A 20,578-nucleotide genomic window follows, 5' to 3' on the forward strand; every position below is an offset into this window, starting at 1 on the left:
CGCGATGCAGGCGACGCGATTTAAGCGGAGGCTGCGTCCTGGCCCCCACGACTACAAAGACGGCATGGGGTGCCGCAAGGCGTCGACCAACAACGCGAACGCCGGCGAAGCCTGGCGCCGGCTGGGGTAATACAGGTGAAAGCCGGCAAACGCCGGGCTCCAGTCCTCCAGCACGCGCACCAGTTCACCGCGCTGGAAATAAGGCGCGCACAGGTCTTCCGGCACGTAGCTGAGCCCCAGCCCGTCCACTGCCGCCGCCAGCAACTGGTAGACGCCGTTGTGGATGATCTGCCCGGTCACTTTCACGTTCAGGCTTTCGCCGCCCTTGGCGAACTCCCAGGCGTATAACCCGCCGTGGGTGGCCAGGCGCAGGTTGTTGCACGGGTGGGCGGTGAGGTCGCGGGGCGTCAGCGGCTTGGGGTAGCGGGCGAAATGCTCGGGCGTGCCCACCACCGCCATGCGCATGTCGGCGCTGATGCGCGTGGCGATCATGCCTTCGGCCACCTGCTCGCCCAGGCGCACGCCGGCGTCGAAACCCTGGGCGGCGATGTCCACCAGGCCGTTGTCGCAGCACACCTCGACCTTGATGTCCGGGTACTGCTGCAGGAAAGTCCTGAGCCTGGGCCGCAGCACCGTATCCAAGGAGTAATCCGAGGCGTTGATGCGCAGGTTGCCGGCGGGCCGGTCGCGCAGGTCGCTGAGGGCGGCCAGCTGGATCTCGATTTCCTCGAAATGCGGGCCTACGGTCTGCAACAGCCGTTGCCCGGCCTCGGTCGGCGACACGCTGCGAGTGGTGCGAATCAGCAGGCGCAGGCCCAGGCGCGCTTCCAGGCCGCGGATGGTGTGGCTCAGCGCCGATTGCGACACGCCGATCTTGGCTGCCGCCTTGGTGAAGCTTCGCTCGCGGGCCACCGCGAGAAAGGCGAGCAGGTCGTTGGCGTTCTCGCGCAGCATTGAGGCGATTCCTTCAGGGGGCGGCCCCCCATTCTAGCAGGGGCCGCGTTGCATCAACCGCCTACGCGCTTCTGCAAATGGGCCGGGTAGCGGTCACCTGCCACGGTGATACCGTCTAGCGCCACCTGGATGGCCGCCAGGTCGTCGGCGCCCAGCACCACGCTGGCGGCACCGGTGTTTTCCTCCAGGCGATGCAGCTTGGTGGTGCCCGGAATCGGCACGATCCACGGCGCCTGGGCCAGCAGCCAGGCCAGGGCGATCTGCGCGCGTGTGGCCTGCTTGCGCTCGGCGATCTGCCCCAGCACCTCGACCAGCGCGGCGTTGGCCTTGCGGTTGTCTTCGCTGAAGCGGGGCACCTGGTTGCGGAAGTCGCTGGCGTCGAAGGTGGTGGTCTCGGTAATGGCGCCCGTCAGGAAGCCCTTGCCCAGCGGGCTGAACGGCACCAGGCCGATGCCCAGTTCGGCCAACGTCGGCAGCACCTCGCGCTCGGGCTCGCGCCACCACATCGAATACTCGCTTTGCAGCGCCGCCACCGGCTGCACCGCGTGGGCACGCCGGATCGAGCCGACCCCGGCCTCCGAGAGGCCGAAGTGCTTGACCTTGCCCTCGGCGATCAGGTCCTTGACCGCGCCGGCCACGTCTTCCATGGGCACGTTGGGGTCGACCCGGTGCTGGTAGAACAGGTCGATGCGGTCGGTCTTCAGGCGCTTGAGCGAGGCTTCGGCCACTGCACGAATGCGCTCGGGGCGGCTGTTGAGCGGCTGTTTGGAGTCGCCGTTCTCAAAGCCGAACTTGGTGGCGATGATGACCTGGTCGCGGAACGGTGCGAGGGCTTCGCCCAGCAGTTCCTCGTTGGTGAACGGGCCGTAGCATTCGGCGGTGTCGAAAAAGGTCACGCCGCGTTCAAAGGCGGCGCGCAGCAATTGCACGCCGGTGGCGCGGTCGACGGCGGGGCCGTAGCCGAAGCTCAGGCCCATGCAGCCCATGCCCAGGGCCGAGACCTGCAGGCCGGTGCTGCCGAGTTGGCGGGTTTGCATGGTGGGTGCCTCCTTGTGGGTGAGCAGCCCATGCTACAAGCCGCGGCGGCGCGGATTAAGGCGCCCCTGCAGGATTAACTTATGAGCCTGGCTCATGAATGTAGCAGCGGCCGCCAGGCCGCGTCAGGGCCGGACGCGGCCTGGCGGCCACTGCTACGGGCGGTGGGGGATCACGTGGGCGTGGAAGCCGGTCTGGCCGGGCGCCACGTCATCACGCAGCGTCAACTGCGGAATCTGGTAATCCCCGCCGTTCTGCGCCCGGAACGCGATCGGCGTCTCGCTGAACAACCTATCCAGACGCTGCTCCAGGGCATGGGCCAGCGTGGCATAGCGGTCCTCGTCTACCCGGCTAGTGCGGTGCACCAGGAACGGCGGCAACACGTCGAAGCCGGGGTAGTGCAGCATGCCGTGGTGGATGGGGAACAGCAGGTCGGCCATGGGCCCGTTGATACCGCGTTCGCTGTAATGGGACTCCCAGCCACCGCTGGTCACCACCAGCATGGCGCGCTTGCCCTGCATCGAGCCCTCGCCGTAGCGGTTGCCCCAGCGGGTGTCGGAATGTTCGCCCACGCCGTAGGCGAAACCGTAGGCGTACACCCGGTCGAACCAGCCTTTCATGATCGCCGGCATCGAGAACCACCACAGTGGGAACTGGAAGATCACCGCATCGGCCCACAACAGCTTCGCCTGTTCGGCGGCGATGTCTGCACTTTGCTGGCCGTTGGCGAAGGCGTGGCGGGACTCTTTCGAGGCGTCGAAGTGCAGCGGGTCCAGGCGCTGCTGGGTGTCGTCGGCGTCCAGCGTGGTCTTCCAGTGCATGGCGTACAGGTCCGAGACCTGCACCTGGTGGCCGGCCTGCTGCAGGTGGGCGACGCTGAGATCCTTCAGCGCGCCGTTGAGGGATTTGGCTTCGGGGTGGGCGTAGACAATCAGAATGTTCATGGTGAAGTCCGGGCGGGTGGGGTTGGGGCTATCCTCGCGCCGGCTGGGGTATAGTGGAAATGAATAACTGATATTGTAGGTATTGGCATGGTTAATTTGCGGCAGTTGGACCTGAACCTGCTGGTGACCCTGGACGTGCTGCTCAGCGAGCAGAACGTGACCCGCGCGGCGCAGCGCCTGAACTACTCGCAGCCCTCCATCAGCGTGCACCTGGCCAAGCTGCGCGAGGTGTTCGATGACCCGCTGTTGCTGCCAGGCCCGCGTGGCATGCGCCCCACGGCGCGGGCCCAGGCCCTGCGCGAGCCGCTGCGCCAGGCGCTGGCGGGGCTGGAGCAGGCAGTGGCGCCCGTGGCGCCGTTTGACCCGGCCCAGGCGCGGGACACCTGGCGCCTGGCAGCCTCGGACAAAAGCACCGCGACTATCCTGCTGCCGGCCCTGAGCAGCCTGCGCGCCGCCGCCCCGCATACGCGGGTGGCGGTGCTGCAACTGGTGCCGGCGCGGGTGGCGCGGCAGGCCGAGGAGGGCGAGGTGGACCTGGCGTTCCACACCCGTGACGATTCGCCGGAAAGCCTGCGCAGCCGCGTGCTGTTCGAGGAGCGCTACGTGCTGGTGGGCCGCAAGGACCACCCGCGGCTCAAGCGCAAGCCCACCCTGGCGCAGTTCTGCAAGCTTGAGCAGGTGATCGTCTCGCCCGATGGCGGCGGCTTCAGCGGCGCCACCGACAACGCCCTGGCGGCGCTGGGCCTGAGCCGCAGGGTGGTGCTGTCGGTGCCGCATTTCCTCCTGGTGCCCCATGCCCTGGCCAGCAGCGACCTGGTGGCGCTGCTGCCCGAGCGCCTGGTGCGTGGCGATCCCGAGCTGCGCGTGCTGGAACCGCCATTGGCGGTGGCAAGCTTCCAGATGACCATGCTCTGGCCCGAGCGCTGCCACCGCGACCCGGCGCACCGCTGGCTGCGCGAGCATATCGCCCAGGCCTGCACCAACCCCCTGTAGCAGCTGCCGCCAGGCGGCGTCCGGGGCCACCACAACAGGCCTGTCGAGAATTTCATGGTGTGGCAACTTGACGCAGGGGTGTCAAAATTGCGCTAATCGGTGCTTTGACGTGTATACAAAAAGCCTTCTCCAGCGGTGTCACGGGCGTGCAGCCTGCCGGCGATACCCTGGCCGGAGTGCTTTTGCCTGATGACGGAAATCACCCATGAAAAATGTGCCGAACCAGTCTCGCCCCCTGTACATCGCCTACGCCGGCCCTTCGCTGCTGGAAATGCCGCTGCTGAACAAGGGCAGCGCCTTCACCCCGCAAGAGCGCATCGACTTCAACCTGATCGGCCTGCTGCCGCAGAACGTCGAAACCATCGAAGAGCAGGTGGACCGCGTCTACCGCCAGTACGAACAGTGCGCCAGCGACCTGGACAAGCATATCTACCTGCGCTCCATCCAGGACAACAACGAGACGCTGTTCTTCCGCCTGCTGGAGTCGCATCTGGACAAGATGCTGCCGATTATCTACACCCCCACCGTCGGCCAGGCCTGCCAGGAGTTCTCCAAGATCTACCGCACCCACCGCGGCCTGTTCATCTCCTACCCCGACCGTGACCGCATCGACGACATCCTGCGCAGCGCCACCAAGGACTCGGTGAAGATCATCGTGGTCACCGACAGCGAGCGCATCCTCGGCCTGGGCGACCAGGGCATCGGCGGCATGGGCATTCCCATCGGCAAGCTGTCGCTGTACACCGCCTGTGGCGGCATCAGCCCGGCCTATACCCTGCCGATCGTGCTGGACGTGGGCACCAACAACCAGGAGCTGCTGGACGACCCCATGTACATGGGCTGGCGCCACCCGCGCATCACCGGTCAGGACTACGCCGAGTTCGTCGACCTGTTTATCCAGGCAGTGAAGCGCCGCTGGCCGGGCGTGCTGCTGCAGTTCGAGGACTTCGCGCAAACCAACGCCATGCCGCTGCTGGAGAAGTACCGCGACGAGCTGTGCTGCTTCAACGATGACATCCAGGGCACCGCCTCGGTGGCCGTGGGCACGCTGCTGGCGGCCTGCAAGGTCAAGGGCCAGAAGCTGGGCGAGCAGGTGGTGGCCTTCGTCGGCGCCGGTTCCGCGGGTTGTGGTATTGCCGAGCACATCGTCGCGGCCATGCAGATCGAAGGCCTGTCGGAAAGCGAGGCGCGCCAGCGCATCTTCATGGTCGACCGCTTCGGCCTGCTGACCGACGACATGACCGGCCTGCACGACTTCCAGATGCGCCTGGCGCACAAGGCCAGCGCCCTGCAAGGCTGGCAGCGCGACGACAGCGGCCTGCCGTTGCTGGAGGTGGTGAAACAGGCCAAGCCGACCATTCTCATCGGTGTGTCGGGCCAGCGCGGGCTGTTCACCGAGGCCGTGGTGCGCGAGGTCTACGCCCACTGCAAGCAGCCGCTGATCATGCCGCTGTCCAACCCCACCTCGCGCGTCGAGGCCACCCCGGCCGAAGTGCTGGAATGGACCGAAGGCAACGCCCTGGTCGCCACCGGCAGCCCGTTTGCACCGGTGGAAATCAACGGCCGCAGCCTGCCGATCGCGCAGTGCAACAACGCCTACATCTTCCCCGGCATCGGCCTGGGCGTGGTGGCTGCCAAGGCCACGCGCATCACCGACGCCATGCTGATGGCCGCCTCCAACGCCCTGGCCGAGTGCTCGCCGGTGGTTACCGGCAGCGGCGACGCGGTGCTGCCGCCGCTGAAAGACATCCAGGCGGTGAGCAAGAAAATCGCCGTGGCCGTGGCCAAGCAGGCCCAGGCCGATGGCGTGGCCCTGGAAACGCCCGAGGAGCTACTGCTGGCGGCCATCGAGCGCAACTTCTGGTTCCCGCGCTATCGCTTTTACCGGCGCTCGGCGGTATAAGTTGCAGCTATCCAGCTGAGTGAAAACGGGCCTGGTCAGGCCCGTTTTTTTTCGCCTGTCTTTCGTCCGATGGCCAGGCCGAAAGCCCGGTCATCGCCTATTACTCAGTGACACCCAACGCACAGGACCCGCTGCGTGAGCGAGCGCCCGCACTCCCGATTCTCGCTGTTCTGGCTGCTGCCCCTGGCCGCGGCCATTACCGCCGTGCTGGTGCTGACCGGGCACTTCATCGGCCAGGGCCCGCGCATCACCGTCAGCTTTCGCACCGCCGAGGGCCTGGAAGCCAACCACACGCTGGTGATGTTCAAGCACGTGCCCATCGGCAAAGTGGTGGCCATCGATATCGACAAGAACCGTGACCGCGTGGACGTCAGCATTGAGTTGCAGGCCTCGGCCAAGGCCTTCGCCGACAAGGGCACGCGTTTCTGGGTGGTGCGCCCGCGCATCGGCTTCAACGAGATTTCCGGCCTCAAGACCCTGCTCAGCGGCAGCTTCATCGGCGCCGACGCCGGCCGCGACGGTGAGCAGGCCGATCATTTTCGTGGCCTGGAACACCCGCCCGCCACCAGCTTCGGCGAGGCCGGCACGCGCTTTGTGCTGCACGCCGACGACCTGGGTTCGCTGAACGTCGGCTCGCCGGTGTACTACCGTCGCGTGCAGGTGGGCCGGGTGATTGGCCGTGGCTTGAGCAGCGAAGGCAAGGGCGTCGACGTGACGGTGTTCATCAGCGCGCCCAACGACCGCTTCGTCACCCAGAACAGCCGGTTCTGGAACGCCAGCGGCGTCGACATCAACGTCGGCGTGGGCGGCCGCGAGGTCAACATCGAGTCCCTGGCCGCGGTGCTCAACGGCGCCGTGGCGTTCCAGAACCCGCCGTACCCGGATAACCCGCCCGTGGCCCTGGCCAACAGCCGCTTCACCCTGTTCGACGAACGCGACGACGCCCTGGCCCGGCCCCTGGGCTATGCCCGCTACATGGTGATGCACTTCGACGACTCGGTGCGCGGCCTGGCGGTGGGCGCGCCGGTGGAGTTCTTCGGCGTCAGCATTGGCCAGGTCACTTCGGTACGCCTGGACTACGACGAGGCGCGGCAACGGCCGGTGACCCACGTGGGCGCGGTGATCTACCCCAACCGCCTGGGCGCGGTGCATGAAAAACTGCACAAGGACCTGGGCCGCGACGACGAAAGCACCACGGCCATGCTGGTGGGGCGCTTTATCGAGCACGGCATGCGGGGGCAGGCGCGCACCGGCAATTTGCTGACCGGGCAGAAATACATCCTGCTGGGTTTCGTGGCGGGCGCTGCGCCGGTGAAGTTCGACTATGCGGCGCGGCCGCTGGAGGTGCCGACGGTGTCGGGCAGCCTGTCGGTGATGGAAGACCAGCTCAAGCAGATCATGGCCATGGCCGGGCGCCTGCCCACCCGGCAGCTGTCGGAAAACTTCACCCGCAGCCTGCAGCAGCTGCCGCTGGTGGTGCAGCAGGTGAACCAGCAGGTGGTGCCGCAATTGCGCGATACCTTGCTGGAAGCGAACCAAACCTTCAAGGGCGTGGTCGATAGCGTCGCCGAGGGCGCGACCCAACGCGAGCAGTTCGACGAGACGGCGCTGCAGATCAAGCAGGCTTCGCGCTCGGTGCAGGCGCTGCTGGACCTGTGGAACCGCTACCCCGAACTGTTCCTGCGCGGGCGCGCTGCCGACGACCCGGCAGCAGCCACGGCGCTGCCGCGAAACTGACCGAAAATTTACCCTTTGCAGACGTTACCTGCGTGTTTTTAACCGATACTCAAAGGCGTGAGAGCGAGCGCTGCTCGACTAGCCATGGAGATACACATGAAAAAGATCATTGCGGCAGGTTGTGCCTGCCTGATGCTGCTGACGCCGCTGGCGAGCTTCGCCCAGCCGGGCCCGGACAACGGCGGCCCTGATCGCGGCCACGGCGGTGGGCAGCAGCAGGGGCGCCCACCACAGGGTGGCGGTGGCGGCCCGCAACACGGCGGCGGCCAGCAGCAGCGGCCACCACAACACGGTGGTCCACAACAACAGCATCGTCCGGGCTGGCAGGGCGGTGGCGGCCAGGCCTACCGCCCGCAACCGGGCATGCCGCGGCCGCACAGCGAATGGCACCGCGGCGGCTTCGCGCCGCAGCAATACCGTGGAGACCGCTACTGGGTCACCGACTGGCATGCGCGCCACCTGCGCCAACCGCCGCGTGACCACCGCTGGCTGTACGTGAACGGCGACTACGTGCTGGTGGCCATCGCCACGGGCGCCATCGTGCAAATCCTCAGCGGTTATTGAGCCCGTAAGATTCGCGTAGCCGCTGCCGCCAGGCTGCGCTGGCCCTTGTGTTCACTGGTGATCTTCAGCGTGGTACAGGGCCAGCGCAGCCTTCGGCAGCGGCTACGGTAATTCCTTGGGCACCCGCTGGGTCGGCTTGTAGGACGTTTCCGAAATGTCAGGCCATCGCCTGAAAACGCTTGTTATGGTGCCTGGGCAAACCTACCCTCTGCCGGCCGTTGCACAAACAACGGCTCGGTTTTGACAGGCCGAAAAAAGCTGAATATGTGCTAGCTCTCATGGTGGATCATCAGGCATCGTTACGCCTGTCATTCGCCTTCATGGCGGCTGTACGCGGGGCACCTTCGGGTGCGCCGGGTTCTTTAGCTCCTGGTCTGTCAACCCTCGTACTGCCGCCACCCTTACTGTTTGACAGCGGTAAGGAGGTGGTTCAACCAGCTAAGGAGATTGACTGTCATGGATACACCGGTACCTGATTCCCAAACCGTGGGCGCTCGCCCTCCAGACCACGTCACGGCAGAGCTGCCGTTCGGTGCTTGCGGTCCTTACGAGCAACGGTTGTTCACCATCGCCCCTGGCGTTCGCATCGAGGATGCCCTGAACCAGGCGTCGCTGTTGCTCAAGGGGGCGTACGAAACGACCTATGAGCTTGCGGAAAATGACCTGGGGCATTCCGGGCTGATCTGGTCTGCTCTGCATCTGGTCGAGGCAGCCAAGGCGTTGGTTGACGCGGTTGTCGCAGGCGCTCCGCATAACTGATGTAGCCGCTGCCGCGAGGCTGCGGCTACGGTAATTTCGCGTAGCAGCAACTGTCCTGAAACCGCGTTGCCTGCATCGCGACTAAAGTCGGCTCCTACCCCGTTCGTGGTAGGAGCCGGCCTTGGCCGCGATGCAGGCAACGCGATTTAAGCGGTGTGCGCATTCGCGTAGCAACTGCCGCAGGCGGCGTCTTACTGGCGAACCTGCCACACAGGCACACCCTGCTCATCAATGGCCCAATGCGCCGCACCAGGCGCTGTGCACACACCACCCACCCAACGTTCATGGCTGGCCAGGTCCGGCCAATACGCCAGTCCCGCCAACACTCGTTCGCCCAATGCCGTCAACCGTACCGGCCGCTGCGTCCACGGCAACTGTGGTTCCTGCCCGATCAACAGCGGGTTGGCGCCCTCGATCAACGGCCGCATCATGGCGTAGAACATCAGGTCCCCCAGGTACGGTAGCGGCTCGTGCCGCAGCATCAGCACACCGAATACCTTGCCCAGCGGCAACGAGCCTGCCTCGGCGATGACCTGCAGCGCCAGGCGCTCGGTCAGCGACAGCCCGTCGCGCACGCCGGGCAACTCCTGCAACTGGCGCCGCAACGCACGGCCCAGTAAGGGCAGGGCGGGGTGGTCGGTTTGGGCCAACGCCGCCAGCGTCATGGGCGAGGGCTCGCAATAGGCCTGCCACGCCTGCCGCGCCAGCTGCAGCATGGCGGCGTCCACCGGCCGCCGTTGTGGCCACAGCCACGCCAGCACGTCCGGTGCCAGTTGGCCGATGCCGATGAAGCGCTCGACCCCGGGCACCTGGCTGACCTCGATCAGCTCGAGCCCATCAGGCACTTGCGCCAACTCGGCCAGCACACGAATCAGGAACAGTTGGTCATAGGCGTCCGCCTCGCACCACAACACGCCCGGCTGGCCGTTGCCCAGCTCGGCCAGGTCGCGGTATTCATCGTCGAAGCGGCGGCTGACTTCGCCCAGGTCCAGGCCGAACGCCTGGCTGACGAAGCGGCTGCGCTGGCGCTTGTAGGCCGCCGCCGGCAACTGCTGCACCGGCCCCATGCACAGCGGGTCGGCGAGCATGCGAAAGCGCCCCTTGAACCCGGCCAGTTGCAGGCTGTGGGCGATGTCGTTGCCGCAGCGCCAATGGGTGGTGCGCGGCTCGTCGCTGGCGGCAAAATCGGGGTGGCGGGCGGCGAAGTCGATGGCCTCGACGTGGGCCACCAGCTTGGGCCAGCTGCTGAAACCCAGCTCCTTGGCGATCTGCCATTGGGCGTCGGCCAGGGTCTGGTCGAAGGGCGGGTGTTGCCTGAGCTGCTTGAGGCGTTCCTTGGCGCGCTTGCGCTGCTGCTCAAGGTTGATACGGCCATCGGTAGGGGATGACGGGGCTGGGGCGGGCATACGATCTCCTTGTGCAACCAAGGTCCGCTTCATGGTTGGGAGTCGTAATGACAGGCAGGCGATTCGTGTCCTGGGCGCAGCCCTTCCCGCGGATGGCGGCGTGGATGACGCCGTGGTGGCCACTATAGGCAGCCAGGCCGCGGCTGGCAACGCTTATGCTTCCCCGGCATAACCGGGCACCATCGATTATTGGACGGCCAGCGTGCCGCCGGGGAATGCTGCTGGCTTTTGCACGGCACAGGGAACCCCGCCCATGAGCACCACGCGACAACTCAAGCTGGGCGCGTTCATGCGCCCCGTCAGCATCCACACCGGCGCCTGGCGCTACCCAGGCGCCTGGCGTGACGCCAACTTCAACTTCCAGCACCTCAAGCGCCTGGCCCAGACCCTGGAGCGCGGCAAGTTCGACGCCTTCTTCATGGCCGACCACCTGGCGCTGCTGAACATGCCGCTGGACGCCCTCAAGCGCAGCCACACGGCCACCTCGTTCGAGCCGTTCACGCTGCTTTCGGCCCTGAGCCAGGCCACCGAGCACCTGGGCCTGGTGGCCACGGCGTCCACCAGCTTCGACGAGCCGTTTCACATCGCCCGGCGCTTCGCCTCCCTGGACCACCTGAGCAACGGCCGCGCCGGCTGGAACATCGTTACCACCTCCAACCCCGACGCGGCGAAAAACTTCGGCCTGGAGCAGCACTTAGACCACGACCAGCGCTACGCCCGCGCCCGCGAGTTCTACGACGTGGTCACCGGCCTGTGGGACAGTTGGGCCGACGATGCCTTCATTCGCGATGCCGACAGCGGCGAGTTTTTCGACCCGGCCAAGCTGCACACCCTCAATCATCATGGCGAGCATTTGCACGTGCGTGGGCCGCTGCACATCGCCCGGCCCGTGCAGGGTTGGCCGGTGATCGTGCAAGCGGGCTCATCGGAGCCAGGCCGGCAGCTGGCGGCGGAAACCGCCGAGGTGATCTTTGCCGCGCCCAGCAACCTGGACGACGGCCGCGCCTTCTACGCCGACGTCAAGGCGCGGCTGGCGCCGTTGGGACGCGAACGCGACCACTTGAAAATTCTCCCGGCGGCCTTCGTGGTGGTGGGCGACAGCCTGCAGCAGGCAAAAGCCATTCGCGCCCGGCTCGACAGCCTGGTGCACTACGAAAGCGCCATCGCCTCGCTGTCCATCGCCCTGGGCACCGATGCCTCGCGCTTCGACCCCGACGGCTACCTGCCGCCCGTGCCGCAGACCAACGACAGCCAGAGCAGCCGCGAACGGGTGCTGGCCCTGGCCGACCGCGAGCAGCTCACCGTGCGCCAGCTGGCCCAGCGCCTGGGTGGTTACGCGGGCCTGGCATTCGTCGGCACCGCGCAGACCATCGCCGACCAGATGCAGGAATGGCTGGAGCGCGAAGGCAGCGACGGTTTCAACGTGATGTTCCCGTGGTTGCCCGGCGGGCTCGATGATTTTGTCGACAAAGTGGTGCCGGAGTTGCAGGGGAGGGGGATTTTCCGGCGCGAATACGAAGGCACTACCTTGCGGGAAAACCTCGGCTTGCCGCGCCCGGCGAACCGCTTCTTCCCTGGTTAGTGAGCGTCTGCGCCGGCCCTTATTGCGGCGGCTGCAGGCCGACCATGGCCTGGCCTACATTTTCATCAGCCACGACCTGGCGGTGGTGCGCGCGTTGGCGCACCAGGTGATGGTGCTGCAGGCGGGCAGGGTGGTGGAGTACAGCAGCACCGAGCGGCTGTTCACCCAGCCGCGCCAGGCCTACACCCGCGAACTGCTGGGCGCCGCTGTGCCTTGACCGAACCGCGTCGGGGCCGGACGCAGCCTTCGGCAGCTGCTACGGGGGTACGCACCTCCCCGTAGCAGCGGCCGCCAGGCCGCGTCCACGGGCAACGCGGTGTTGCGGTGGAACCGCGTTGGGGGCGGAGGGGACGGGTATCAGGCGTCTTTGAGCACCGAACGCAATATCGCGTCCAGGTCCAGCCACGGGTATTGGTCCTGCTCGGTACGCGCCGCGCAGGCCTTGGCGTGGGTGAATGGCGTGTACGCCTTGCTCGCCAGCTGCGATTGCCCGCACAGCGGGCACTGCAGGTGGTCGCCCAGCAACCGCCAGGCGCGGTCCCAGTTCTGCAGCTTGAGGGGTCTGTCTGGCACGGCATCATGCCCCGTCGACGTAAACCCAGAGCATGCGCCTATCTGGCAGGGAAATGCCGGCCATTGGTCGGGATCAGTAAGTATTCAAACTGCCGTTTCCTGTAAAAAATGCCACTGCACGCCCGCCTGGCCGACACTCATCACCACCACGGACCAGCGCGCGCTTTCCACGCCCTGCAGGCGATGCACCTCGCGGTAGCGCAGGGTCACGGCGTTGCCGTCCTGCCACACGGCCTGCACGTCGCTGACCTCGATCTGCAACCCCGGCCGGGCACCGGCTGCGCCCTGGAACATGCGTTCGACCTGCTGGCGGTCCACCTCGACGCCCTGGGTGGTGACCATGCGGAAGTCGTCGGCGAAGGCGGGCATCAGCTCGGCGATTGCCGCCTGGCCCTGGGCGGCGGTGAAGACCGTGTGAATCAGTTCATGTACGTGGTGCACGCTGTGGCAGGCGCGCTCAAGAGTAGTGGTCGGCACTGGAGTCCCTTCGGCAGATGGATGAGCAGGATGTGACGTCAGTCTGCCACACCGCAGTGCCAGTGACGCGGCCTGGTGGCCGCTGCTACGGGAGCGAATTGGCGATGGCGTCGTTGAACGCCGCCAGGTCCTTGGGCGTGCGCGAGGTAATCAAGGTCCAGCCGTTGGCGCCGCATTGCTTCACTGCTTCGTCCACCCAGGCGGCGGCCTTGGCGTTGACCAGGTCGGTGCGCACGCTGGCGTAGGAGGTCAGCGTCTTGCCTTCGATGACGCCGGCGTCGATCAACACCCAGGGGCCATGGCAGATGGCGGCCACGGTCTTGCCGGCCTTGACGAACTCGTTGACCAGCCGCTGCGCGTCCTTGTCCTGGCGCAGGGTGTCGGCGTTGACGGTGCCGCCGGGAATCACCAGGGCATCGAAGTCGGCGCCTGTTACTTCCGCCAGTCGGGTATCGGACTCCACCGTGCGGTCCTTCTCGGTGTCCTGCTGGAAGGTCTGCGTGGTGCCGCCCTTGATTGAGCCGTGCACCAGGGTGGCGCCCAGGCCGCGCAGGGTGTCCAGCGGCTTGAGCAGCTCATCGCGCTCAATGCCGGTGTTGCTGGTGATGACCAGGATTTTCTTGCCTTCGAGTTGCGTGCTCATGGTGAGTCCTCAGATTGCAACGTGATGTGTTCATTTGGGTTCGGGCCCCATGGTGCAGTTCCATTTTTATGCTCCGGACCCTTCGCCGAAGGCGTTGATCAGCGCCAATGCCTGGGCGCGCGCCACCACAAAGCGGCTGGCAGCTTGCCGGGTAGCGGAGCAGGCGGGTGAGGGCAGGGGGCTCGCAGACATCGCCGTCTTCCACGGCAAATGCCGCCTTGTGCCTGGGGCAGATCAGCCTGTGCTCGCACACCGTGCCGTCCTCCAGCGGCGTGCGGGCAGTCGGGCTGATAGGCGCGTACCTGGTCGGCCAGGCGCAGCAGGAGCACGTCCTGACGTCCCGCTGCTGACGGCTGCAGCCAGCCGACGGGTGGGCGTCTGGCTGCCATCCGTCCCCGGCGCCGCTCAATTATTTGAACGCAACGGCACCTGCCCCTGACTGATGCCAGGTGAGCGGACACTTTTCCGCAAGGCGTCGAGGGTCATCAAGAACCCCTGCGCTGCGTTGTCGACCTGATGAGGTATCGCCATGAGTGCCATTCCACTAAGTGTCACGCCCTTGTTGTTCCAAGCGTCCTTCGAGCAGATACCGGATGATGAGGCGCAGACCAGCGCCGAGCTGGTCGAGGCCATGCACAGCATTTTGGAGAAGACCCAGGCGGACTACGGTCATCCGGTGCGCAGCGTGCACGCCAAGGCCCACGGGCTGTTGCTGGGCAGCCTGGAAGTGCTGCCGGGCCTGCCTGTGGAATTGGCCCAGGGCGCCTTCGCGCAACCTGGCACGTACCGGCTGGTAATGCGCCTGTCCACCAACCCGGGGGACATTCTCGATGACAACGTGTCCACGCCGCGCGGCATGGCCATCAAGGTAATTGGGTTGGACGGTGCGCGGCTGCCCGGCAGCGAGGGCGATACCACCCAGGACTTCGTCATGCAGAACGCCAAGGCGTTCACGGCGGCCACCCCCAAGGCGTTTCTGCGTACCTTGAAGCTGCTGGCCAAGACCACTGACAAGATGCCTGGTTTCAAAAAGGCCATGTCAGCGGCGCTGCGAGGCATCGAAAGCACCGTGGAGGCCTTGGGTGGCGAGAGCGGCACCTTGAAAAGCCTGGGCGGCCACCCGCGCACCAACCTGCTCGGCGAAACCTACAACACGGTGGTGCCGCTGCTCTACGGCCCCTACTACGCGAAGTTGAGCGTGGCTCCGGTGTCGCCTGAACTGCAGGCGCTGACCGACCAGCCAGTGGACCTGGACGATAAACCCGACGGCCTGCGCGAGTCAGTGACGCAGTTTTTTGCCAGCCATGACGGCACCTGGGAGGTGCGCGTGCAGTTGGCTACCGACCTGGACAAAATGCCCATCGAGGATGCGTCCAAAGCCTGGCCCGAGGAAGCTAGCCCCTACGTCACCGTGGCGCGCATCCATGTGCCCCGGCAAGTGTCGTGGTCAGCGGAGAACGTCAGCCGCATTGACGAGCGCATGGCGTTCAGCCCCTGGCACGGGTTGGCGGCGCATCGGCCGTTGGGTGGGGTGATGCGCGTGCGCAAGCCGGCCTATGAACATTCCGCCGGGTTCCGCGGGCAGCATCAGGGTTGCCCGATGCAGGAGCCGCGTTCGCTGGATGAGGAGTAATGGTGGGAGTACAAATGTACTCCTTGCTGTGAAAGCGCGACAGTCAGCTTTCGGCGGGTTCCGATGAAGCGGTTTCATCATTGCCCTGCCGGGGTGCCCCGCGCTGGCCGGCCAGGCGCCATTTCACCTCGGTAATGCCGTAGCGCTCGGCCATGGGCCGGCTGACCTGGCGGGTCTGCTGGCGGCCGAACTTGGGGATGATGCCGACCCCTGCGTCGCAACTGGCCCAGTGCCAGGCCAGGGCGTTGTCCATTTTTTCCAGGCGGATGATGAACGAGGCCGGTTTGCCGTGTAGCAGGTATTCGATGACGTAGAGCTGTGGGTTCATGGGCGCCTCCATCGTGCCATGTGGTTGGGAACACGGCGGGGCGTGGTTGATTCAAAAAAAATGCAGGCAAATGCGATAAATGGCGTGCCTGCGCGGGTTCGCCGGATTCCTGGCGCCGAGGCGCCTACGGGCCTGACCTGTGGGAGCTGGCTTGCCAGCGAGCTGTTGAGGCCTTAAAAGCTCGCTGGCAAGCCAGCTCCCACAAAAGCCCCACGGCGCGGATCAGAACCGAGCCAGGCGGTAGGCGCTCGAAACAGGTGCCTCGCCGCTGGCCAGCGCCGCAACCATCTCTGCCGTCAACGCTGCCTGGGTCAACCCCAGATGCTGGTGCCCGAACGCCAGCAGCACCTTGCCGCCCGCCACCCGGTCGATGACCGGCAGGGAGTCGGGCAACGACGGCCGGAACCCCATCCACTCGGTAGCGCCGCGGGCGTCCAGGTCGTGGCTGAACAGGCCCTGGCTCAGGTGGTGCAGTTGCCGCGCGCGGGCCATCGACGGCGGTGCGTCGAGACCTGCGAATTCCACCGTGCCGGCCAGGCGCAGGCCGCCCTCCATGGGGGTCATGATGAATTTGCGTTCCAGCGAGGTGACGGCGAACGGCAGGCGGTGTTGCTCCGCCGGCAGCATCAGGTGGTAGCCGCGCTCGGTGTCCAGCGGCACCTGCTTGCCGGTGAGCCGCTTGACCAGCGGCGCCGAATGAGCACCACAGGCCAGCAGCACCTGGCGTGCGCCGATCGTGCCCTGCTCAGTGTTCAGCACCACGCCGCCGTCGTGCAGGCGGCCGTCGAGCACGCCGTGCTGCAGGAACTGCACGCCGCAGCTCTTGGCCGCTGCCACCAGTTCGGTGAGCACTTTGTAGGGGTCGATGAAGTGCCCGGTGGCGGGGAAGAACAATCCGCCCTGCAGGCGTTCGCTTAATTGCGGCGCGGCCTGGCGCACGGCGTCGGCGGCCCAGAAGTCCACCGGCACCTGCTGCTGGCGCAGGCGCGCTTGCAGGGCATCCAGGGCGGGGCGGGACGCGGCGCGTTCGAACACCAGTAGCGAGCCGTCCTCCTTCAGCAGTCCGGGGCGCTGCACGCTGGCCAACAAGCGCTGCCAGGCGCCCAGGCTGCCTTCGTTGAGCGCGCGGATGCCGGCCACCGTGCGCTGGAACGGCGCCGGGCGCAGGTTCAGCAGCAGCCGGGTGAACCACGGCAGCGCCCGCGGCAGGTACTTCCAATCCAGGCGCAGCGGGCCCATGGGGTCCATGAGCATGGCCGGCAGGCGCTTGAGAATCGACACGTCGGCGATGGGGAACACCTGCTCGGTGGCCAGGTGCCCGGCGTTGCCGTAGGAAGCGCCATGGCCCGGGGCCTGGCGGTCGATCACCAGCACCCGGCGGCCCTGGCGCGCCAGGGCCAGGGCGCAGGTGACGCCGATGATGCCGGCACCCACCACGGCGACGTCCGCCGTGGTCGGCTCAGCGAAAGGCTGGCTCATGGCTCAAGCCTCCCGCTGGCCGTCGACCAGCCGCCGCAGCTGCAGGTCGTTGGCAGCGCCAAGGGCCACGGGCAGCAGGCTGTCGGGGAAGTCCTGGTAGCACACCGGGCGCAGGAAACGCAGGATGGCCGCGGTGCCCACCGAGGTGCCCCGGGCATCGGAGGTGGCCGGGAACGGCCCGCCGTGCACCATGGCGTCGCAGACTTCGACGCCGGTAGGCCAGCCGTTGACCAGCAGGCGCCCGGCCTTGCGCTCCAGCACCGGCAGTAAGGCGCGGGCCTGGGGCAGGTCGGCGTCGTCCAGGTGCAGGGTGGCCGTCAGTTGGCCTTCCAGGTGTTCGAGCACCTGGCGCACTTGCTGGTCATCGTCGCACTGGACGATCAGCGAGGCGGCGCCGAACACTTCGGCTTGCAGCGCCGGGGCGGCGAGGAAGTCGCTGGCGTCGGCAATGAACAGTTGGGCCTGGCCCTGGTTTGGCCCGGTGGCAGACAGGCCCTGGCCCAGGGTGTGCGCCAGCGGGTGGCTGGCCAGCGCCGCGACGCCCTGCTGGTAGGCCTGGCAAATGCCGGGGGTCAGCATGGTCTGCGCCGGGGCGTCCGTGAGCGCCGCCACGGCGGCCGTGGCAAAGCGTTCCAGCGCTGCGCCGCGCTGGCCGATGACCAGCCCGGGGTTGGTGCAGAACTGCCCGGCGCCCTGGGTCAGTGAACCGACGAACGCCTGCGCCAGCGCTTCCCCGCGGGCCTGCAGGGCGGCTGGGAACAACAGCACCGGGTTGATCGAACTCATTTCCGCGTACACCGGAATCGGCTCCGGCCGCGCCTGGGCGGCAGCGCACAGGGCCAGGCCGCCGCTGCGCGAACCGGTGAAGCCGACGGCCTTGATGCGCGGGTCGCTTACCAGTGCGATGCCCACTTCGCGGCCCGAACCGTACAGCAGCGAGAACACCCCCTCCGGCAGCTGGCAGCGCTGCACCGCGCGGGCCACGGCCTGGCCCACCAGTTCGCTGGTGCCGGGGTGGGCGCCGTGGGCCTTGACCACCACCGGGCAGCCGGCGGCCAGGGCCGAGGCGGTGTCGCCACCGGCCACCGAGAAGGCCAGGGGGAAATTGCTGGCGCCGAACACCGCCACCGGGCCCAGGGCGATGTGCCGCTGGCGCAGGTCGGCGCGCGGCAGGGGCTGGCGCTGGGGCAGGGCGGGGTCGATGCGCGCGTCCAGCCATTCGCCGGCCAGCACCACGCGGGCGAAGGTGCGCAGTTGCTGGCAGGTGCGCCCGCGTTCGCCAAGCATACGTGTGCGCGGCAGGCCGGTTTCGGCCACCGCGCGGTCAATCAGGGTGTCGCCCAGGGCTTCGATTTCCTCGGCGATGGCTTGCAGGAAGGCTGCGCGGGCGGCGGGTGTCGTCTCGCGGTAGGCGTCAAAGGCGTCCCACGCCAGGGCGCAGGCCTGGGCCACGTGCTCGCGGTTGCCGCCCGGGTAGCCGGGCTGCAGCGGCTGGTCGGTGGCGGGGTTGATGGCGTAAACCGGGGCGCCGGTGCCGGCGACGGCGTGGCGGCCGATCAGCAGCTTGCCTGTCAGTGTCATGGTGCATCCTTAAAAGGTCACGAGGCCGGGCCCCAGGGCCCGGCGCGGCAAAGGTGTCAGGCCTGGTTCTGCTCGGCCGACCAGGCGGCGTACCACTGGCGGAACAGCGCGTACTGCTGTTCGGCGTAGCGGCGCTGGGCGTCGCTGAGCACGTCGGTGTCGTTGAAGTGCAGGCTGTACTCCAGGTCGCCGTTGAGCACCATCAGGTGCTTGTAGTACAGCACCAGGTCGCAGCCTTCATCGAACGACGACAGCACTGCCAGCGCCGCCTCCAGCTCGCGGGCCAGGCGGCGGGCGCGGGCGTCGCCCTTGGCCGCCTGCTTGCTCAGCGCCACCAGGTGCAGCACCTCGCGCGGCAGGGCGTTGCCGATGCCGGTGATGGCGCCGGTGGCGTTGCAGTTGACGAAGCCGTGCACCACCTGGGTGTCGACGCCCACCATCAGGGTCACGTCGTCATCCTGGGAGGTGATGTTTTCCGCGGCGTAGCGCAGGTCGGCGGCGCCGCCGAATTCCTTGAAGCCGATCAGGTTCGGGTGCTCGCGGCGCAGGTCGAAGAACAGCTCGGCGCGGGTGGCGAAGCCGTAGTAGGGGCTGTTGTAGATCACCGCCGGGAGTTGCGGGGCGGCTTTCAGGATGGCGCTGAAGTGCGCCTTCTGTGCGGCCGGCGAGGCGCCACGCGACAGCACCCGCGGAATCACCATCAGGCCCTGGGCGCCGACCTTGGCGGCATGGGCGGCGTGGGCCACGGCTTCGCGGCTGTTGACCGCGCCGGTACCGACGATGGTCGGGATGCCGGCGGCCACCAGGCGCGCCACGCCTTCCTGGCGCTGGGCCTCGGTGAGCAGTGGCCAGTCACCCATGGAGCCGCAGTAGACCACGGCGCTCATGCCGGCTTCGATCAGTTGGCGACCCTTGGCCACCAGGGCGTCGAAGTCCGGGGTGCGCGCGGCGGTGCACGGGGTCATCAGGGCGGGCATGCAGCCGGTGAAGATGTTGTCGGTCATGGTGTGTTCTCCAGTAGTCAGTGAGTGCGAAAAAAGTGGGCTCAGATGCCCCAGGCAAACGGGTCTTGCTCGTCGATCAGCAGGGTGCTGTCGGCGGTCATGTAGGCGCGGCCGGTGATGAACGGGCGAATGCGCTCGCCGTCCCATTCGAAGCGGCCTTCGAACTGGCTGCCGGTGATGCTCGCCTGCACCCAGCGCTCGCCCTCGGCCAGCTTGCCGTCGGCGGCCAGGCACGCCAGCTTGGCGCTGGTGCCGGTGCCGCATGGGGAGCGGTCGTAGGCCTTGCCGGGGCACATCACGAAGTTGCGGCTGTTGGCGTGCGGGTCGGCGGCGAACAGCTCCACGTGGTCGATCAGCGCGCCGCCTTCGCCGTGGATGCCCTGGGCTTCCAGGGCCTTGAGCAGCGCCCAGGTGAAGGCGGTGAGGGCCTCGACGTTGGCCAGTTCCAGCACCTGGTCATGCTCAGCCACCAGGAAGAACCAGTTGCCGCCCCAGGCGATGTCGCCGTGCACCAGGCCATGGCCAGGCACCTGCACCGGCACGCGCTGGCGGTAGCGGTACGACGGCACGTTGCCGACGGTGACGGCGCCGTCGGCGTGCAGCGTGGCGCTGACCTGGCCCACCGGCGTGTCGATGCGGTGCTCGCCGGGGCCGATCAGCCCCAGGTGCTGCAGGGACGCCACCAGGCCGATGGTGCCGTGGCCGCACATGTTCAGGTAGCCGCTGTTGTTGAAGAAGATCACCCCGCAGGTGACGTCGGCCGACACCGGCGGGCAGTACAGGGCGCCCACCAGCACGTCGTTGCCGCGTGGCTCCAGCAGGCAGGCGCGGCGCCAGTCATCGTGCAGTTCGCGCAGTTCGTCGCGCTGGCCGGCGAGGGTGCTGGCGGTCAGCGCCGGGAAGCCTTGCATCACCAGCCGCGTGGGTTCGCCGCCGGTGTGGGAATCGATCACGTGTACCTGTTTCATGGGTGCGTCCAGGTT

General features: G+C 67.2%; 19 protein-coding genes and 2 pseudogenes. 8 read left to right on the forward strand and 13 right to left on the reverse strand.

From position 1 onward, the window contains the following. Window positions 1-51: 51 nt before the first annotated feature. The 3 genes from ACWKWX_RS16845 to ACWKWX_RS16855 all read right to left on the reverse strand — a co-directional run bounded on the left by ACWKWX_RS16845 (window position 52) and on the right by ACWKWX_RS16855 (window position 2,933). On the reverse strand, window positions 52-954 hold the full coding sequence (locus ACWKWX_RS16845; protein WP_483828363.1) for a LysR family transcriptional regulator: 903 nt from the start codon (window positions 952-954) through the stop codon (window positions 52-54). Window positions 955-1,007: 53 nt separating this feature from the next. Beyond that, a complete protein-coding gene (locus tag ACWKWX_RS16850) occupies window positions 1,008-1,991 on the reverse strand; it encodes an aldo/keto reductase (RefSeq protein WP_483828364.1) in 984 nt (327 codons plus the stop codon). A 153-nt stretch (window positions 1,992-2,144) separates the two neighbouring features. After that, on the reverse strand, window positions 2,145-2,933 hold the full coding sequence (locus ACWKWX_RS16855) for an NAD(P)H-dependent oxidoreductase (protein WP_483828365.1): 789 nt from the start codon (window positions 2,931-2,933) through the stop codon (window positions 2,145-2,147). 87 nt (window positions 2,934-3,020) lie between these two features. Here ACWKWX_RS16855 and ACWKWX_RS16860 point away from each other — a divergent pair, with 87 nt between their 5' ends. The 5 genes from ACWKWX_RS16860 to ACWKWX_RS16880 all read left to right on the forward strand — a co-directional run bounded on the left by ACWKWX_RS16860 (window position 3,021) and on the right by ACWKWX_RS16880 (window position 8,889). Beyond that, the gene (locus tag ACWKWX_RS16860; protein WP_483828366.1) at window positions 3,021-3,926 is read left to right on the forward strand and encodes a LysR family transcriptional regulator; all 906 of its coding nucleotides are present in this window, start codon (window positions 3,021-3,023) and stop codon (window positions 3,924-3,926) included. A gap of 205 nt (window positions 3,927-4,131) precedes the next feature. Next, window positions 4,132-5,829 (forward strand): NAD-dependent malic enzyme, encoded by a 1,698-nt coding sequence (locus ACWKWX_RS16865; protein ID WP_473006382.1) that lies wholly within the window; start codon window positions 4,132-4,134, stop codon window positions 5,827-5,829. A 135-nt stretch (window positions 5,830-5,964) separates the two neighbouring features. Beyond that, the gene (locus ACWKWX_RS16870) at window positions 5,965-7,566 is read left to right on the forward strand and encodes a PqiB family protein (RefSeq protein ID WP_473006383.1); all 1,602 of its coding nucleotides are present in this window, start codon (window positions 5,965-5,967) and stop codon (window positions 7,564-7,566) included. Window positions 7,567-7,662: 96 nt separating this feature from the next. Continuing rightward, the gene (locus ACWKWX_RS16875; protein WP_416423882.1) at window positions 7,663-8,130 is read left to right on the forward strand and encodes an RcnB family protein; all 468 of its coding nucleotides are present in this window, start codon (window positions 7,663-7,665) and stop codon (window positions 8,128-8,130) included. 456 nt (window positions 8,131-8,586) lie between these two features. Beyond that, window positions 8,587-8,889 carry a DUF3077 domain-containing protein gene (locus ACWKWX_RS16880; RefSeq protein ID WP_416423883.1) on the forward strand — a complete coding sequence of 101 codons (303 nt, stop codon included), beginning with the start codon at window positions 8,587-8,589 and terminating at the stop codon, window positions 8,887-8,889. A 191-nt stretch (window positions 8,890-9,080) separates the two neighbouring features. Here the strand turns inward: ACWKWX_RS16880 and ACWKWX_RS16885 are convergent, their stop codons facing one another. Further along, complete coding sequence (locus ACWKWX_RS16885; protein ID WP_483828367.1) at window positions 9,081-10,295, reverse strand: DUF1835 domain-containing protein; 1,215 nt, start codon at window positions 10,293-10,295, stop codon at window positions 9,081-9,083. A gap of 253 nt (window positions 10,296-10,548) precedes the next feature. Here ACWKWX_RS16885 and ACWKWX_RS16890 point away from each other — a divergent pair, with 253 nt between their 5' ends. Together ACWKWX_RS16890 and ACWKWX_RS16895 are read left to right on the forward strand one after the other, a co-directional pair. Further along, window positions 10,549-11,877 (forward strand): LLM class flavin-dependent oxidoreductase, encoded by a 1,329-nt coding sequence (locus tag ACWKWX_RS16890; RefSeq protein ID WP_483828368.1) that lies wholly within the window; start codon window positions 10,549-10,551, stop codon window positions 11,875-11,877. 19 nt (window positions 11,878-11,896) lie between these two features. After that, window positions 11,897-12,094, forward strand: a pseudogene (locus tag ACWKWX_RS16895) (microcin ABC transporter ATP-binding protein); the annotation flags it as partial. A gap of 140 nt (window positions 12,095-12,234) precedes the next feature. On the opposite strand, the gene ACWKWX_RS16900 reads toward ACWKWX_RS16895, so the two are convergent. The 4 genes and pseudogenes from ACWKWX_RS16900 to ACWKWX_RS16915 form a co-directional block, all read right to left on the reverse strand. Then, window positions 12,235-12,450 carry a hypothetical protein gene (locus ACWKWX_RS16900; protein WP_416423886.1) on the reverse strand — a complete coding sequence of 72 codons (216 nt, stop codon included), beginning with the start codon at window positions 12,448-12,450 and terminating at the stop codon, window positions 12,235-12,237. Between the two features lie 84 nt (window positions 12,451-12,534). Further along, a complete protein-coding gene (locus ACWKWX_RS16905) occupies window positions 12,535-12,927 on the reverse strand; it encodes a DUF4440 domain-containing protein (protein ID WP_483828369.1) in 393 nt (130 codons plus the stop codon). Between the two features lie 85 nt (window positions 12,928-13,012). Then, a complete protein-coding gene (locus tag ACWKWX_RS16910; RefSeq protein WP_483828370.1) occupies window positions 13,013-13,570 on the reverse strand; it encodes a type 1 glutamine amidotransferase domain-containing protein in 558 nt (185 codons plus the stop codon). 148 nt (window positions 13,571-13,718) lie between these two features. Next, window positions 13,719-13,899: pseudogene (locus ACWKWX_RS16915) on the reverse strand (Rieske 2Fe-2S domain-containing protein); the annotation flags it as partial. A gap of 200 nt (window positions 13,900-14,099) precedes the next feature. Between ACWKWX_RS16915 and ACWKWX_RS16920 the strand changes: the two are divergent. After that, window positions 14,100-15,203, forward strand: a complete 1,104-nt coding sequence (locus ACWKWX_RS16920) for a catalase family protein (protein WP_483828371.1) — start codon at window positions 14,100-14,102, stop codon at window positions 15,201-15,203. Between the two features lie 43 nt (window positions 15,204-15,246). Here ACWKWX_RS16920 and ACWKWX_RS16925 read toward each other — a convergent pair whose 3' ends face one another. The 5 genes from ACWKWX_RS16925 to ACWKWX_RS16945 all read right to left on the reverse strand — a co-directional run bounded on the left by ACWKWX_RS16925 (window position 15,247) and on the right by ACWKWX_RS16945 (window position 20,563). Beyond that, window positions 15,247-15,531: a DUF6555 family protein gene (locus tag ACWKWX_RS16925; protein WP_416423890.1), complete on the reverse strand. Its 285-nt coding sequence runs from the start codon at window positions 15,529-15,531 to the stop codon at window positions 15,247-15,249. A 222-nt stretch (window positions 15,532-15,753) separates the two neighbouring features. Then, entirely contained in the window at window positions 15,754-17,010 is a 1,257-nt protein-coding gene (locus tag ACWKWX_RS16930; RefSeq protein WP_483828372.1) for an NAD(P)/FAD-dependent oxidoreductase, read from the reverse strand. Between the two features lie 3 nt (window positions 17,011-17,013). Beyond that, a complete protein-coding gene (locus tag ACWKWX_RS16935) occupies window positions 17,014-18,591 on the reverse strand; it encodes an aldehyde dehydrogenase (NADP(+)) (RefSeq protein ID WP_483828373.1) in 1,578 nt (525 codons plus the stop codon). Between the two features lie 56 nt (window positions 18,592-18,647). After that, window positions 18,648-19,595, reverse strand: a complete 948-nt coding sequence (locus ACWKWX_RS16940) for a dihydrodipicolinate synthase family protein (RefSeq protein WP_473006392.1) — start codon at window positions 19,593-19,595, stop codon at window positions 18,648-18,650. 41 nt (window positions 19,596-19,636) lie between these two features. Beyond that, window positions 19,637-20,563: a 4-hydroxyproline epimerase gene (locus ACWKWX_RS16945; protein WP_483828374.1), complete on the reverse strand. Its 927-nt coding sequence runs from the start codon at window positions 20,561-20,563 to the stop codon at window positions 19,637-19,639. Window positions 20,564-20,578: the final 15 nt, after the last annotated feature.

This window comes from Pseudomonas imperatae, from assembly GCF_057128625.1.